Genomic DNA, 14,115 nt, shown 5'->3' on the forward strand with positions numbered 1-14,115 from the left:
TTCTTTTCATTGTTGGTTATCAGTTAAGCTCCATTTTTTTCATAACTGCATCAACCATGGCATTGATGAAATCAGGATGCGTATTCGGCATGGCAGGGCGATAGTATGTTGCGCCTATCTCATCCGTAACCACCTTACATTCATAATCATTGTCATAAAGAACTTCCAAATGCTCAGCCACAAAGCCAACCGGTGTATAGACAAACGCTTTATATCCATGTTGTTCATAAAGATCTCTTGTCAAATCCTGAACATCCGGTCCAAGCCATGGATCAGGTGTATTTCCGGCACTTTGCCAACCAACCGCATAGTTTTCAACGCCTGCTCCTTCAGCAACCAGTTTTGCTGTTTCTTCTAATTGCTGTTCATATGGATCGCCTAGCTGTTTAATTTTTTCAGGTAAGCTATGTGCAGATACGATTAATACCGCTGCTGATCTTTCCTCCGGAGTCATTTGATTAAATGCTTCTTTTACATGGTCAACCCAATATTTAATGAAGTTTGGTTCTTTGTACCAGCTTTCAACTGAAGTAATTTTCATGCCATATTTATCAGCAACATCTTTTGCACGTCCATTGTATGATTTAATGCTGAAAGTGGAATAATGAGGTGCAAGCACAATGCTAACTGCCTCCGTGATTCCGTCAGCATGCATTTTTTCAACAGTATCTTCAATAAATGGCTCAATATGTTTCAAACCTATATAAGCTACAAATTCATATTGATCCTGTACTTTATTTAGCGCTGCTTCCAAATGAGCTGCCTGATCTTCCGTTGTCTTTCCAAGCGGTGAAATCCCGCCAATCGCACGATATCTTGAAGTCAAGTCTTCAAGCATTTCTTCAGACGGCTTTCTTCCGTGACGAATATGTGTATAATAACGCTCAATATCATCTTCCTTATAAGGTGTACCGTATGCCATTACTAATAAACCGATTTTTTTCTTTGTATGTGCCATTATTCAGCCTCTCCTTTTGATGTGATGATAGTTGCAGAATACTCATGTATAAATGCAGTCAGGCGTTTTAGAACTTCAGGATTTACCTCTGGGAAGACCCCATGTCCAAGGTTAAATACATGACCCGGTTCCTGTAATCCCTGTTCAATAATCTCTTTTGCTTTCTTCTCAATGGCATCCCAGGATGAGGTAAGCAATGCCGGATCAAGATTTCCCATTACTGTTTTGTTTATTCCGATATTTCTTGCTTCAGTAATGGACAGCCTCCAGTCAAGACCGACAACATCAAGTGGAAGGCTATTCCATTCCTTAGCCAAATGGCTTGCTCCCACACCGAACATAATCAAAGGAACTCGCACTTCCCTAAGTTCTGTGAATATCCGATTCATAATTGGTTTAATATAGTATTGGTAGTCTTGAACATTTAAGGCACCGACCCATGAATCAAATATTTGGATTGCTTTTGCGCCTGCTTTTACTTGAGCTTTCACATAGATAATAATGGTATCTGCCAGCTTATCCATTAATGCAAACCATGCCTTTGGTTCGGTATACATAAATGCTTTTGTTTTTGTATAATTCTTAGAAGGACCGCCTTCAATCATGTAACTTGCGATTGTGAAAGGAGCTCCTGAAAATCCGATTAACGGGACGGATAATTGTTCTTCAGTCAACAGTTTAATCGTATCGAGAATATAAGGAACATCTTCTTCTGGATTTAATTCACCAAGCTTTTCGACATCGGCTAATGATTGAATTGGATTGTCGATAACCGGACCAATTCCTGATTTAATGTCAACCTGTACACCAATTCCAGGCAGCGGAGACATAATATCTTTATATAGAATAGCTGCATCTACATCGTATTGTTCAACCGGTAGTCGAGTTACATAGGCTGCTAATTCAGGTTGATGAGTAATTTCAAATAAGGAATATTTTTCTTTAATTTTTCGGTATTCAGGCTGAGATCTTCCCGCCTGTCTCATATACCATACTGGAGTGTGATTTACCTTCTCTTTATTAATTGCTTTTAGGAAGGTATCATTGAATTTTTGTCTCAAAGCCGCTCCGCCCCTCTTTTTTACTATATATTTTATATTTTTTTCCTGAATTACATCGTTTAGGCATCAATAACAACTATATCCTTTCAGCCTTTCCTTGTATATAATCGTGAAAAAATTGTCAAAAAATAGACTTAATTTAAACCATTATAGTTAAATGCTCCTTACCTAACAGCAATGTAGGTTATGACTTAACTAATAATGGGTAAATAAAATGTTACAAATTAGAATAATTACTATTAACTAACGACTCCATTATACTAAAATATCTAATCAGGGGGCAAATAATGAACTTCTATATAACGACAGGAACCTTCAGCTTTTTAAAAAGGATACAAGATAAACGAGCAAATTTACCTCTTATTTTATTGAACAATCCTAAAACTGCCGCTCTGATTCATGAAACGGATCAGAAAACAATCTTTTCTTCAGCAAGAAAGTTCGAAGTTTTGGATGGATTCGGTCCACTTAAACAAGAAGGATTTTATGCTCTACATAATATACCTGTTTCTATTGAAGATCGGCCTGCATTTGAATTTGACCTTAAAAATAAATTAGTGTCCATCAAAAATGAAACTGGGATCCATGCGATGCGTATACTTAGCCCTATCAAATCTGATACCTATGTTGTTTTGACAAACTGGAAGAACGAACAGGCCTATGCAAAAGGGGATACAAGTGCACTAGTCCCAAATAAGTCCAGCCTTTTTAACACACAGGTATTGTTTACAGGCAGTCCTTACACTGTCACCTTTCATGCTTACAAAGAAGAAAACAAGTAGGGGAATGCAATTATCATATTTGAAAACCGTCTACAATGATAACCATACTGACATATCATCTATTTGGCTCCTTAATCATTGTTTATCCTTTTTTTAAAATGTCAATCTACTAAACTTATAGAAGTTTTACTAAATTTAGTTTAATAATGGTTAATTATGTAAATAAGGATACTAGGAAACCATGTCATTTAATTAGGGGGATTATATGGAAAAGGAGCTATTTCAAAGATTAGAAGATGATTTCAAAGAAATGGTGGCCATTCGCCGTTATTTGCATAAGCACCCTGAGCTTTCCTTTCATGAAAAGAAAACAGTACAATTCATAAAAAATTTTTATAAAGAATTAAATGTCCCTATCCGAAGCAATGTTGGAGGTGGCGGGATTGTGGCGACCATACATGGTAAATCCCCTGGCAGAACAGTTGCCCTGCGTGCAGATTTTGATGCCCTCCCCATCCAGGATGGAAAAAATGTCTCTTACCGCTCAACAGTCCCTGGAGTCATGCATGCCTGTGGCCATGACGGACACACAGCTTTATTGCTAATATTGGCCAAAGCGATTAAAGAAATGCAGCATCTGTTGGAAGGAACATATGTCTTTATACATCAGCATGCAGAAGAACTTGCTCCCGGTGGGGCAAAATTTATGATTGAAGATGGCTGCCTTGATGGTGTAGATGCCATTTTTGGAACACATCTTTGGTCTCCATTCCCTACTGGATCTATTTATATAAGCCCTGGCCCAATAACCGCCACTGCCGATCGGTTTAAAGTGACCATATACGGTCAGGGTGGTCATGGGGCAGAGCCTCATACTTCAAAAGACTCATTGGTCATTGCGTCAGAAATCGTATCTCTCCTGCAAACTATAACGAGCAGAAGAATTGATCCAATGGAAGCAGCCGTTTTAACAATCGGGAAATTTAAAGCTGGGGAAGCATTTAATATCATACCTGATAAAGCCTTTTTAGAAGGTACTGTCCGAACCTTTGAATCAGAAGTTCAAGAACAAATTATTGAGGAAATTGAACGAATTGTTCAAGGTGTCTGCCTGGCAAATAACTGCCAATATGAACTGAGATACTTCAGAGGATATCCTCCAACCATTAATCATCCATCAGAGACTGACTATATTGAATATAAGGCAACCGAAATCGTCGGATGCGAAAACATAAAAAAACTTACACCCCTGTTGGTAGGAGAGGATTTCTCGTACTATCTTCAACAGGTCAGGGGATCTATGTTTTTTACAGGCGCTGCTCCCGAGAACACAGATCACCCTTATCCACACCACCATCCTTTATTCGATTTTAATGAGAAAGCCATGTTAATTGCCGCAAAGACCTTGGGCAGTGCAGCCATCGGTTTTCAGGAATGGCGCTATTTCTAATCCCCTTACTTCCACCAGCAAATTTTATCTTCGACATTTTAATATGAAAAACAGAAAAACTGGCATATCTTTAATCGATGCCAGTTTTTAAGCCTAATAATTTTATTTTCAGCCCATTTCCTCTTCAGTAAACCATCTCATTTGATAAGCGTGTTTTGCCGTTTCACCCAATTGTTCAAGCAGCTGATGATTGGCCCAGGCTCCTACAATTGCGCCGATTCCCGGCACCAACTGCATCATTTTTATAAAGTCAATCGAATCCCGGTACTCCTGCTGAAAGCTTTGCCAATCAATTTCCTGGTACAATCCTTTTTTGTTTTCCCAGTCTTCAATCACTGGGAGAAGCTCTTTCCTTTTTTCTAAAGAAGAAAAAGCAAGCTGGAATACTAACAGGATAAATACTCTTTCCTCCCATTTTCTTGGGTCAAAACCATAAAGCTGAGAGATATTAAATAGATACTTTATTTTTATAGATAGAAGCAGTGGAAAGTCCGATAGACCAAGCAATATTCCTCCTGCCCCTGTTCCCGCTCCTTCAATGACTGCTGTTCTTCTATATATATTCAGCATAGATTGAGCCAGCTCTTCCTTTTCCTCGAGCGTATTCCCAACATGGTCTACTTTCTTAAAATAGGTTGAACCGTATAATACGCCGTCCACCATTGTTTTAATAGAAGAGCTAATTATATCATGTACTTTTTGAGGTATCTTTTGATTAATTGCCGTTTGGGCCTGTTTGGAGATACGCATTGCCATACTTGGCTTAGCGCTGATTTTCTTCTTCCATAACATCAAATCCTGCTTGGCTCTTTCCTCGTACCGTTCAGATGACATACAAAACCTCCAATGCCACTCACATTTTTTTCATTGCATACGGTCTGAAAATGAAAATGAACGCAAAACCACTCACTAATGTTACAATTGCCAATTTAACTCCTGCACCAATCAGAACCGTCATAAAGAAAATTAAATTTTGAATAACTAGAACGGTAATGAGCAGTCTAAGAACAGCCTTCCTTCTATAATCTGTATGCAATGGATAAAGATCCATCACCATTTTTTGATCATGATGATGCCAGATTGGCAGGAGCTGTAAACCTGTTATATATAAAAAGAGAATCGCAATAAATAATGTTCCCCATCCCAGATCTGTAAACAGGAATAAAACAGCCGCAATGAAAGTTAACCTCACAAATAAACCTAGATAGTCATTCGCTCTTACAAATGTTCTGGCATATAAATAGCTGAATGGATTGTTAGACTTACCCGAAAGAAGAGTCATAACACCACCAAGCCATCTTCTCTCTGAGATTTTTTCACGTAATTTTGGAACATCCGTAAACAAATTTGCTACTCGATAAAAAGCAGCCATTCTTCCATTCTCTAGCTCAATCAGCTTTTCCCAATGTAAACTTTCCTCTCTTGTGCTTTTCCAATAATAGAAGCAAAGCCCTCCTAAAAGAAGGAGGACAATTCCCATAAAAAGAAAAGACTCATTCTTAACAAGAAAATACACAAAAGCCGCATTTAGGACGAAACGGACTAATCCATCAACGAAAGATGCACTTTTTTCCCTATAGTACAAAACGAACCAGCGCGAACAAAGATTAATCCCCTTTACAATCAACAAAGATAGGAGCATCCACAAGAAGGATACCGTTTGTTCTTGCATTGTTTGCATATACATTGGCATTAATACAGCCAGAACCATGATAAGAATATAGCCCTGCATGACTAAGCTAAATATGATCGATTTTTTTATATAGGATGATAATTTTGACTCGATTGGCAGTAAGAACACTATGTCCGGATCGCGGAAAAACGTTGAAACCGGGCTAATTGTTGTAACTAATCCTAAGAGAATCGCCATAATCCATACGGTTGGAAAATCAGGACTTAATGTTTTAAGCCATTCACTGTAATAGAACCCCGCTCCTCCCAGCAGAATAATCATTACAAAGACCAGATGTCCATTAAATATGAACCGCAAGTATTTAGTTGTCTCCTTCAGATAATTATTAAAACGGTCCTTCCACAATGTTTCCCTATTCATGGCGATCTTCCTTTGTCAATTGCAGATAAATATCATCCAGGGAAGCTCCAGGCATGTTAAATTGATTGCGTAAATCTTCAATATTTCCTTTAGCCCGTACCTCACCTTCATGAAGAATGATAAAGGAGTCACAATATTTTTCAGCCGTAGCCAAGATGTGGGTAGACATTAAGATTCCTGCCCCCTGATTTTTCATATCCTTCATCATATCCAATAAGGATTGGATGGCAATCGGATCAAGCCCAACAAATGGTTCGTCAACAATATATAAAGAAGGCTCAGCAAGAAATGCACACATGATCATTACTTTTTGCTTCATCCCTTTGGAAAAGTGAGCTGGAAACCATTTCAGCCTTTTTTCCATTCGATATTCCTTTAATAGCTTTTCGACTCTTTCTTGATAAACAGACTCTTCTATACCATAGGCCATAGCAGTCAATTTTAAATGCTCTTCCAAAGTCAGTTCTTCATATAAGATAGGGGTTTCAGGCACAAATGAAAATTGTTTGCGATAGTTGTCTTTATCATCCTTAAACTGGCTTCCATTTATCTTGATTTCGCCATTTTTCGGTGTCATTAAACCAATAATATGTTTGATGATCGTTGATTTCCCTGCCCCATTTAATCCAATCAATGCGACAAGTTCATTGGGTTTCACTTCAAAACTCACGTCTTTTAATACAGGTGTTTTTGTGTAACCGCCTGTTATATGATTAATTTCAAGCAATGACATAGAGACAGTCTCCTTTTCTTTTTCTCCCTATCATTGTAACAAACGGTTCCTAAAACGGAAAACGCTAAAAGTAAATGTGGAACTTTTTTGGACATTTAATATGTATATTAGGAAAAAACATGGGCAATCTATAATCAGAGGGGAACAACATTCACTTTACTTCATTGATAAATGGGGTGTTGGTTCGCGATAACGTAAGGCTTTAACCTAGGGTTTGATCAGTGTACTTCTTTCGAAAATGGGGTGTTCGCTAAAGGCCTAGAACCTGAAATTGGGATCAATAATTCCAAGTGTTAAGGGGATGGTTGCATTGGACATAACATGGGAAAACGACAAAATTGCTTCATCTAAACGATTGGAGTAATTGTCAGAGAAGATTCTGTAAGAATATCCAGGAATTAAGCTTCTCCTCGAGGACTTAGGGGCGTAACATTATATGTTGCGTCCCTTTCCTTTTTTCCCGTTTTTGTCTGTGCTACACTAATACATAATGAATCAATAAATAGAAAGGATGTTAACCATGGAAGATTGTATATTTTGTAAAATTATTAAAGGTGATATCCCCTCTGCAAAAGTATACGAAGATGAGCATGTGATGGCATTTTTAGATATAAGCCAGGTCACTAAGGGACATACTCTCGTCATCCCAAAAGTACATAAAGAAAATGTTTATGAATTAACTCCTGAAATAGCAAGCCATGTGTTCCAGGTAGTTCCAAAAATAACTCGTGCCTTGAAGCAGGAATATCAACCGATCGGAATGAATGTTCTAAATAATAATGGTGAACATGCTGGACAATCCGTATTCCACTTCCACATCCACTTGATTCCACGCTATGGACAAAACGATGGGTTTGGCGCTGTTTGGAAAACACATACAAGTGAATATACGGGCGAAGACCTCGCTAATATTGCTGCATCAATCAATCAGCATATACAATAATAAGAAAAATGGCTTCCTTTCAATAGGGGAGCCTTTTTTTAATTTTACAGCTAAGAAGGCTGTCTGTCTTATTAGTATACATTCAAACAACCAATGTTCATTTTAAGATACAGGTGTTTTTTGAAAATAACTGTTAACTCAATTGTTAGAATTACAATAAAACGGTATAGTAAGTCGAAATAATGATTTGAGAAATATTTTAAAAATATACTATACTATTTTTATATTATTTATTTATTATTAGATGTAGATGTTACATAATCGTTCAGATAAAAAAGGTGTATTTCTTACAAGCCTATATAAATGCAATTGGAAGGATGATTTACAGTGATTAATATACTGGTAACGCTAAATTCCACTTATTTAAAACCACTTAAAGTAATGCTTCAGTCCTTGTTCCTAAATAACTCACATAAAACCTTTAAAATTTTTATTATGCATACTGATATTAAAACAGAAGAGATTCATTCCTTAGAACAATTTGTCCATAGAAATGGAAGTGAGCTTATAAGTGTTCAGGTGGATGATGGACATTTTCAAGATGCACCGGTTTTAATGCATTATACAAAAGAAATGTACTATCGATTATTGGCCTTCAAGTTCCTACCGAAAAATTTGGACCGAATCCTGTACCTGGATCCGGATATTCTTGTTCTAAACTCTGTTGATGACCTTTATGAGATGGACCTAGGCAATAATTTATTTGCTGCTGCCTGTCATAATAAAATATCAGTAAAAGGAATTAATCAAATCCGTTTATCCCCTTATGAAATAGATGCTTATTACAATTCAGGTGTATTGTTAATGAATTTAAAAGAACAGCGAAAAGTAATAAACGAGGATGAGATTTTTAAATTTGTAGAAGAAAATAAGAAAAAATTAATTTTGCCTGATCAGGATATATTAAACGCACTTTACTCCAAATATATTAAAAATTTAGAAGAAACGATTTATAACTATGACGCCAGATACTACAATTATTATAAATTAATGTCCAATCATAAGATGGATATGGATTATGTAATCCATCACACCGTGTTTCTCCACTTTTGCGGAAAGAAAAAGCCATGGAAACAAAACTACAACGGTAGATTCCATGCTTTATATAAACACTATGATAAAATGGCATTTCGTGGAGCATACGCTATTGGTCAAGAAATCATGCAGCCTTCTCTAAGGAGTAAGCCAATATAAGGCTGTTATTTAAAAGGCTGTTTCGTAAGAATTGTTGCTATTGTTTAATATTTTTTCTGAGTGTGAAAACAGCCACCTCCATACAGGAAGTGGCTGTACTTGTTATTGAACTAAAATGCCCAGATAGTTTAAGGACAAGAAATCAAATGCTCCTCATTGCTTGTCTAAATTCAAACATTACTATCAATTTCCTACGCGAGGTATAAAAACAGCCACCCCTATATAGAACGACTGTATTCCTTATTCAGTTAAAGCCCCTTCAATGGCCTTCGCATGTTGTTATTGCTCAACAGAAAATGAACTTGTGAATTCATTAATTTCTTTGTTCATTTCCTTAGAACGTGTCCAATGAAGATAGTGATGACCCTGTAAGACTACAACTTTACTAGCAGGATGATTAGTTAATTGTGTCTGATAAAAAGACACGTTATTCTTGCCATCCTCTAATCCCTTTTCTTCTTTCGTTGTAAAGAATAAGACTGGAATAGTAGATGGTAACTTCATATCAACGGTTTTATCAATATTTTCTTTTATTTCATTGGCTTCAGCAACAACGTTTTTGTTGTAACCCTTCCATGCGGAAAGTGCCTTGGTCATTTTTAAATTTTTTTCGGAATAGGTGCCGTCATCTGCAATAGGTAAAAAAACTTGAGAATTAATATACAATGCTAATCTAGCGATTCCGGTTGGTGCCAGATATTTTAAAAACTTAGGCATTTTAGGTGCATCCTCACTAAAATATTCTAAAGCATGTGGTAATGTCGGGTCGATTCCTATGATACCTTTAACTTCCTCTGGGTATGTATTAGCAAAATACATACTGTAAATTCCTGAAACTGAATGAGGCATCAGAATATACGGGCCTTGTATGTTTGATTTTTTTAAGGCTACTCTTATTTCCTCTACAATGTTTTCAACTGTCCGTTCTTTTTTGGTTATATCACTCCATCCGTATCCAAACGGCTCTACCACTACTACTTTATTATTTTTTGAGATTTCATTTATTAAAGGGTCAAAATCCAATGCTGGTGCTGCTGTTCCGAGCCCGCTTAATAAAACGATTGTGTCAGCGCCCTCACCCTTTGTATAAATGTGTATATTTTCACCATCCACTTCAACTACTTCCCCTATGGGTTGGTATTTTGTTTGTTCATATACTGTCATAATATTACTAAAGGTAATCCAAATAACAAACGCTGCTAGAATGGAGAATAAAATATTTCTTAAAACTATCCAAATTCGATATCTTTTTTTAGTTTTCTTCATTACTTTTTATGACCCACTTTCTTTTTATCTATCATAAGTTAGCAACAAGATAATAGAAATGAGCCTCAGAAGTATTTTAAGATAAGTCTTAAGCCTTATAAAACTCTACATCTAATTTCATAAAACCCTCAAGATAGAATCTCCCATATTAGAGTTTTAATTTATTCCATTAACCTGTGTTGATCCTAACAAGTTATCTCCACGCCCCCTGCAATTAACCTAATAGTCTGATTATTTATTTATTTTTATCTCCTTTTGTTGTAGAATATGGTGGAATTCACTCACTTTAGTACTGAAAAGTATTATAGGGAATTAAGTAAAGAATCGCGATATCGGAAGGGGAATAATCATGACACGTGCTTACAATTTTAATGCCGGTCCTGCTGCATTACCGGAAGAAGTATTATTGAAGGCTAAACAGGAGTGGATGAACTTTGAAGGCAGCCATATGTCTGTTATGGAATTGAGCCATCGCAGCAAAGAATATGACAAAGTGCATTCAAAAGCTACCCATTTATTGAAAGAGCTATTAGATATTCCTGATAATTATGAAGTACTATTTTTACAAGGCGGAGCTAGTCTTCAATTTTCTATGGTACCTATGAATCTTCTTTCACCCGATAAATGCGCAAGCTATATTTTGACTGGATCCTGGTCTGAAAAAGCTTTAAAAGAGGCTCGTAAAATTGGACACACAGAAATTGCCGCTTCCACTAAGGATATAAATTATAAGCGTATTCCTGAACATAACAATATTTCTTTGAAACCTGATGCTGCCTATCTGCATATCACCAGTAATAATACCATTTACGGCACTCAGTGGCAGGAATTCCCCAAAACAAATACAGTTCCTCTGATTGCAGATATGTCCAGCGACATTTTAAGCAGGCGAATTAACATAACTGATTTTGGACTGATTTATGCAGGTGCTCAAAAAAACCTAGGTCCATCTGGCGTCACAGTCGTGATTATCCGGGATGACTTAATTAAAGAACATCAGCAATTACCAACCATGCTCTCTTATGATACTTATGCGGCTTCAAAGTCTTTATATAACACACCGCCGACTTTGGCCATCTATTTATTGGCCTTAGTCCTTGAGTGGACAAAAGATAAAGGCGGTGTTGACGAAATAGAAAAAATAAATTCACAAAAAGCCCAGATCATTTATCAGACAATAGACGAGAGTAACGGATTTTACAGTGGCCATGCCGAGAAAGATAGCCGCTCAACCATGAACATCACCTTTACTCTTCCTACTAAAGAATTATCCGACCTATTCATTCAAGAGTCCAAGAATGCTGGCTTCGTCGGTTTGGCGGGCCACCGTTCCATTGGAGGATGCAGGGCATCTATCTATAATGCAGTTCCGATTGAGCACTGCCAAAAGCTGGCCGACTTCATGAATAATTTTAAAAATAAGCATTAACATGTGTTAAATATTGCTAATGGGTGATATACTCTATATAACCTTTTCGCGGTTGGCAACGAGTGCACAATCGGAGAAGAAAATGAGATAAGCTTAGAATAGGAGAGATGAGAAGTGAATACGAAGAATTTGGTGACTTTATCACTGCTAGTTGGAATTGGTACTGTATTGCACACTGTCATGCCGGGAATTGTGTTTGGGATGAAGCCAGACCTTATGCTGATTATGATGTTCCTAGGGATATTTTTATTCCCTGATTTGAAAAGCACGGTACTGTTAGGGAGCGTAACCGGGGTCATATCCGGATTGACCACTACTTTCCCTGGAGGATTAATTCCAAATCTGATTGATAAATTTTTCACTGCTTTACTTATATATGCTATTTTTAGTATCGTTCAAAAGTTAGGCAAAACCTTTGCCTTTTCACTTGTACTGACTTTTATAGGTACACTGGTATCCGGCATGCTATTTCTTGGATCGGCCTATCTGATCGTTGGATTACCTGGACCATTTCTAGCTTTGGCAGCTGGCGTAGTCTTACCTGCAACAGTTGTTAATACTGTCGTAATGGCCCTTATACACCCCATTGCCAGCGGCATTTTAAAACGCTCGAATATAGCAGTTAACTAATAGAACAAGAGGATGCAAACCATAAAAGGTTAACATCCTCTTTTTACGTTCCTCTACTATCTACAACTTCCATATTAAGATTAATACCAAAAGAAGAACTGAAGCCCATATTCCACTCATATGAATCCTCTTCTTTAGTACACGTCTAGCTGGATATACGCCTCCTTTTCCCAGAGAAATGATTGAGTAAAACAATATACTTATAAACCCACTGAAGAGAATTAATATGAGTAAAAATAATGACACTTCCTCCTCCTCCTTTTCATCTACATATCTAATTGTATGCACATTCAATATTTATATGAAATAACATAATACTGGATGAATAATAAGGTATAACCTAAAAATAAATGAATTTTTTTCCAAGAATAGTTTCCGAAAATAGCTTTTTACGTTTAAAATAATATAAAAAAAGGAATTGTTAAATATAAGGAATAATTTTAAAGGGTATTTTAACTTTATGTAGAAATCTGTTATGGAAAGATAAAATTGAGGTGAATAGCAATGAAAGGAAAATCATTATTAATAGGTTTTATTTCCGGGTTTACAGTAGCTGGAGTCTCAGTATTGTTAAGCACGCCTTCATCCGGACAAGAGCTCAGATTGAAGCTTAAACAATCGAAAGATGAGACTATGGACCTTCTTCAGGATGTAAAAAGAAGTATCGTCCAGTTAAAGAACGAATCCGTATCTGCAACCGCGGTCAGCAAGACACAGATTCAAGTGTTCGTAAAAGGTGTAAAAGAAGCATTGGAAGAATGGAAACAAGACAGCCAGGCACACACAAGTGCTATTCAAGTCCAAATTAATGATGTTGAAACAGCCATCCAGGAGCTTGAAACAGCTATATCTCCGCTCACTACAAAATAACTCAGCGCCAAGAAAATCTCGGTAAAAAAACTAAAAATTTGGCAAATTACCATTTTTGTTATTTAATATTTTATAAGGATAATAAATCAGTAAGATAAATTGAGAAAAGTAGGTGAGCGTATTATGACTGAAAATTTAAATTCCATCAAAGAAGCCATGCTATTTACCCAGCGGGTTGCTCAGCTTAGCAAAGCTCTCTGGAAAGCAATTGAAAAAGACTGGCAGCAGTGGATTAAACCCTATAATTTAAATATCAATGAACATCATATTCTATGGATTGCTTATCATCTTAAGGGAGCATCCATATCTGATGTGGCCAAGTTCGGTGTTATGCATGTATCTACAGCCTTTAACTTTTCAAAAAAGCTGGAAGAACGTGGTCTTCTCAGATTTTCAAAAAAGGAAAATGACAAACGTAACACCTATATTGAGCTTACAGATGAAGGGAACGAACTATTGCTTGAAATCGTAAGCGTATTCGATTCATCCAAGAACTCCGTCTATTTAGGTGCTCAACCCTTAAAAGACTTATACGGAAAATTCCCTGATATGATGGAAATGATGGCGATTGTTAAAAATATCTATGGTGACGACTTTATGAATATATTTGAAAAATCATTTGCAAATCTTGAGAATGAATTCACAGACGAAAATGGAATTCTCGAAAAAATTGAAAATCAAAAAGAGCCCATTCAATAATAATAGATAAAAGCGGACACTAATCTATCATACCTCCGCTTTTATCTTGAATGGGCTTGTGTATTTAATCACAATGTTTTATATATCCCTCGTTTTCTTCCCCCTCT

General features: G+C 36.7%; 15 protein-coding genes. 8 read left to right on the forward strand and 7 right to left on the reverse strand.

The window, feature by feature from the left end:
* Nucleotides 1-19 precede the first annotated feature (19 nt).
* Both hemH and hemE read right to left on the reverse strand, forming a co-directional pair.
* Complete coding sequence (gene hemH / locus AC4G3N_RS13550; protein WP_066101838.1) at nucleotides 20-958, reverse strand: ferrochelatase; 939 nt, start codon at nucleotides 956-958, stop codon at nucleotides 20-22.
* A complete protein-coding gene (hemE, locus tag AC4G3N_RS13555) occupies nucleotides 958-2,019 on the reverse strand; it encodes a uroporphyrinogen decarboxylase (RefSeq protein ID WP_066101841.1) in 1,062 nt (353 codons plus the stop codon). The genes hemH and hemE overlap by 1 nt, the downstream gene beginning before the upstream one ends.
* A 287-nt stretch (nucleotides 2,020-2,306) precedes the next feature.
* Between hemE and AC4G3N_RS13560 the strand changes: the two genes are divergently transcribed.
* Together AC4G3N_RS13560 and AC4G3N_RS13565 are read left to right on the forward strand one after the other, a co-directional pair.
* The gene (locus tag AC4G3N_RS13560; protein WP_066101844.1) at nucleotides 2,307-2,801 is read left to right on the forward strand and encodes a hypothetical protein; all 495 of its coding nucleotides are present in this window, start codon (nucleotides 2,307-2,309) and stop codon (nucleotides 2,799-2,801) included.
* A 205-nt stretch (nucleotides 2,802-3,006) separates the two neighbouring features.
* A complete protein-coding gene (locus AC4G3N_RS13565) occupies nucleotides 3,007-4,191 on the forward strand; it encodes a M20 metallopeptidase family protein (RefSeq protein WP_139891496.1) in 1,185 nt (394 codons plus the stop codon).
* Between the two features lie 108 nt (nucleotides 4,192-4,299).
* On the opposite strand, the gene AC4G3N_RS13570 is transcribed toward AC4G3N_RS13565, so the two are convergent.
* From AC4G3N_RS13570 to AC4G3N_RS13580, 3 genes are read right to left on the reverse strand one after another with little or no spacing between them, the layout of a single operon-like run.
* The gene (locus AC4G3N_RS13570) at nucleotides 4,300-5,025 is read right to left on the reverse strand and encodes an EcsC family protein (protein ID WP_139891497.1); all 726 of its coding nucleotides are present in this window, start codon (nucleotides 5,023-5,025) and stop codon (nucleotides 4,300-4,302) included.
* 19 nt (nucleotides 5,026-5,044) lie between these two features.
* Nucleotides 5,045-6,244, reverse strand: coding sequence for an ABC transporter permease (locus tag AC4G3N_RS13575; RefSeq protein WP_066101853.1), 1,200 nt, complete (start codon nucleotides 6,242-6,244; stop codon nucleotides 5,045-5,047).
* Nucleotides 6,237-6,977, reverse strand: coding sequence for an ABC transporter ATP-binding protein (locus tag AC4G3N_RS13580; protein WP_066101856.1), 741 nt, complete (start codon nucleotides 6,975-6,977; stop codon nucleotides 6,237-6,239). Before AC4G3N_RS13580 ends, AC4G3N_RS13575 begins: the two co-directional genes overlap by 8 nt.
* Nucleotides 6,978-7,497: 520 nt before the next feature.
* Here AC4G3N_RS13580 and AC4G3N_RS13585 point away from each other — a divergent pair.
* Both AC4G3N_RS13585 and AC4G3N_RS13590 read left to right on the forward strand, forming a co-directional pair.
* Complete coding sequence (locus tag AC4G3N_RS13585) at nucleotides 7,498-7,920, forward strand: HIT family protein (protein WP_066101859.1); 423 nt, start codon at nucleotides 7,498-7,500, stop codon at nucleotides 7,918-7,920.
* 327 nt (nucleotides 7,921-8,247) lie between these two features.
* A complete protein-coding gene (locus AC4G3N_RS13590; RefSeq protein ID WP_139891498.1) occupies nucleotides 8,248-9,114 on the forward strand; it encodes a glycosyltransferase family 8 protein in 867 nt (288 codons plus the stop codon).
* Nucleotides 9,115-9,393: 279 nt separating this feature from the next.
* On the opposite strand, the gene AC4G3N_RS13595 is transcribed toward AC4G3N_RS13590, so the two are convergent.
* Nucleotides 9,394-10,380 carry an alpha/beta fold hydrolase gene (locus tag AC4G3N_RS13595; RefSeq protein ID WP_257468977.1) on the reverse strand — a complete coding sequence of 329 codons (987 nt, stop codon included), beginning with the start codon at nucleotides 10,378-10,380 and terminating at the stop codon, nucleotides 9,394-9,396.
* Between the two features lie 349 nt (nucleotides 10,381-10,729).
* Between AC4G3N_RS13595 and serC the strand changes: the two genes are divergently transcribed.
* On the forward strand, nucleotides 10,730-11,809 hold the full coding sequence (serC, locus tag AC4G3N_RS13600) for a 3-phosphoserine/phosphohydroxythreonine transaminase (RefSeq protein WP_066101865.1): 1,080 nt from the start codon (nucleotides 10,730-10,732) through the stop codon (nucleotides 11,807-11,809).
* A gap of 114 nt (nucleotides 11,810-11,923) precedes the next feature.
* Nucleotides 11,924-12,439 (forward strand): tryptophan transporter, encoded by a 516-nt coding sequence (locus tag AC4G3N_RS13605; protein ID WP_066101867.1) that lies wholly within the window; start codon nucleotides 11,924-11,926, stop codon nucleotides 12,437-12,439.
* A 60-nt stretch (nucleotides 12,440-12,499) separates the two neighbouring features.
* Here the strand turns inward: AC4G3N_RS13605 and yhzF are convergent, their stop codons facing one another.
* Nucleotides 12,500-12,727: a membrane protein YhzF gene (gene yhzF, locus AC4G3N_RS13610; RefSeq protein ID WP_483861443.1), complete on the reverse strand. Its 228-nt coding sequence runs from the start codon at nucleotides 12,725-12,727 to the stop codon at nucleotides 12,500-12,502.
* A 216-nt stretch (nucleotides 12,728-12,943) separates the two neighbouring features.
* Between yhzF and AC4G3N_RS13615 the strand changes: the two genes are divergently transcribed.
* Together AC4G3N_RS13615 and AC4G3N_RS13620 are read left to right on the forward strand one after the other, a co-directional pair.
* Complete coding sequence (locus AC4G3N_RS13615; protein ID WP_139891499.1) at nucleotides 12,944-13,309, forward strand: YtxH domain-containing protein; 366 nt, start codon at nucleotides 12,944-12,946, stop codon at nucleotides 13,307-13,309.
* Between the two features lie 123 nt (nucleotides 13,310-13,432).
* Nucleotides 13,433-14,008: an HTH-type transcriptional regulator Hpr gene (locus tag AC4G3N_RS13620; RefSeq protein WP_066101876.1), complete on the forward strand. Its 576-nt coding sequence runs from the start codon at nucleotides 13,433-13,435 to the stop codon at nucleotides 14,006-14,008.
* The last annotated feature ends 107 nt before the right edge of the window (nucleotides 14,009-14,115 follow it).

The organism is Bacillus sp. z50, from assembly GCF_058313585.1.